The sequence below is a fragment of the uncultured Wocania sp. genome, from assembly GCF_964021735.1.
Lineage (GTDB): Bacteria > Bacteroidota > Bacteroidia > Flavobacteriales > Flavobacteriaceae > Wocania_A.
This window is the reverse complement of sequence record NZ_CAXIBN010000291.1, coordinates 1-1,826: the sequence shown is the minus strand read 5'-3', so window position 1 is coordinate 1,826 and position 1,826 is coordinate 1. Positions and strand designations below refer to the sequence as shown.

2 protein-coding genes are annotated in these 1,826 nt (G+C 31.6%); both read right to left on the bottom strand.

Features of this window, described 5'->3' with window-relative positions; translation table 11 throughout:
• Positions 1-391 precede the first annotated feature (391 nt).
• Positions 392-1,381, bottom strand: coding sequence for an aspartate-semialdehyde dehydrogenase (locus AADI82_RS15070; RefSeq protein WP_341217227.1), 990 nt, complete (start codon positions 1,379-1,381; stop codon positions 392-394).
• Positions 1,382-1,514: 133 nt separating this feature from the next.
• Positions 1,515-1,826 (bottom strand): large conductance mechanosensitive channel protein MscL (mscL, locus tag AADI82_RS15065; RefSeq protein WP_341217226.1); only part of this gene is annotated, 312 nt, incomplete at its 5' end.

Genomic DNA, 1,826 nt, shown 5'->3' with positions numbered 1-1,826 from the left:
GCTACACATACAAAACTTATTAATACAAATAAGATTGAGGCAAATATTCTTTTTTTTTGTATCATCATTAGCACGCAAATGTATGAAAAAAAGCGAGTTAGCAAAATAAATATGCAAATTTTATAAAAAAATTATCCATGAAGTGCTTAAAATCATCGACAAAACACATCTTTTTGTATACAACTAACTAGTTGAAAAACGCACTTTTTTCTATAAAATTATATGAATTAAAAATGATCCCTCAATTTTTTTCCATAAAACAAATATATATATTTTAGAAAGAATAAAAAATTAAAATATTAGGTTTGGTTTTTGTGTATTAAAATAAAAAAAGTCCTTGTGAAATGAAATTACAAGGACTTTTTAATAATTATAATTTTAATTAAAAAAACTACACTAAATTATTATCAATTAAATACTCGCCTATTTGTACAGCATTAGTTGCTGCGCCTTTACGCAGGTTATCTGCAACTATCCACATGTTTAAAGTGTTTGGTTGGGTTTCGTCTCTTCTAAGCCTACCAACAAAAACATCGTCTTTATCATGTGCATATATTGGCATTGGGTAAGTGTTTGTATCGGTATTATCTTGAACTACAACACCCGAAGTTTCATGTAAAAGTTTTCTAACATCAGATAAATCAAAATCATTTTCAAACTCCACATTTACAGATTCACTATGTCCGCCAGCAGTTGGAATTCTAACCGCTGTTGCAGTAACTGAAAAGGTTTTATCGTTAAATATTTTTTGAGGCTCACGTGCTAACTTCATTTCTTCTTTGGTGTAGCCATTGTCTTCAAAAACATCGCAATGCGGTAAAGCATTTCTGCCAATTGGATAAGGATAAGCCATTTCGCCATCAATACCAGCTATTTCGTTTTCTAGTTGTTGTACAGCTTTTACGCCAGTACCAGAAACCGATTGATAAGTAGAAACTACAACACGTTTCATTTTGTATTTTTTGTGCAAAGGAGCTAATGCCATAACCATTTGAATAGTTGAGCAATTTGGGTTTGCTATAATTTTATCAGCTTTAGTTAACTCGTAGGCATTAATTTCTGGAACCACCAATTTTTTAGTAGGATCCATTCTCCAAGCTGAAGAATTATCAATTACCGTAGTACCAACTTCAGCAAATTTTGGTGCCCATTCTAATGATGTGCCACCACCAGCAGAAAAAATGGCAATTTCTGGTTTTGCAGCTACAGCATCAGCTAAACCTATAACGGTATATTCTTCATTTTTATATTTTAGTTTTTTACCTACAGAACGCTCTGAGGCAACTAACAATAATTCGGTAATAGGAAAATTACGTTCTGCTAATACTTTTAACATCACTTCGCCAACCATTCCTGTGGCTCCTACAACAGCTACTTTCATTTTTGCTTTTTTATAAAATTAGAGCCACAAAACTAAGTATTAATTCTATTTTAAAACATATAAAAACCCTTTGTTTTTAGAAAACAGAGGGTTTTTGACAATAAATAACAAAATGTTATTTATTTAACAATGTTTATTTTTTAAGCAAATCTCTAATTTCAGCAAGTAAATCTTCTTGCGATGGTCCTGCTGGTGCTTCTGGGGCTGGCTCTTCTTTCTTCTTCATTTTATTAACACCTTTTACAACCATAAACATTACGAATGCTACAATAATAAAATCGATAACATTGGTTAAAAAAGTACCATATTCTAAAAATACTTCGCCTACCATTTCTCCTGCGTCGTTTAGTGTGCCATCTTTTAATTTGTATTTTAAAGCTTTAAAGTCTGAGTTGAAAATCAAACCAATTAGCGGAGACACTATACCTCCAGTAAAGGCAGTAAC

Coding starts and splice junctions, on each gene's coding strand:
- AADI82_RS15070 (WP_341217227.1), bottom strand. CDS start 1,381: ATGAAAGTAGCTGTTGTAGGAGCCACAGGAATGGTTGGCGAAGTGATG.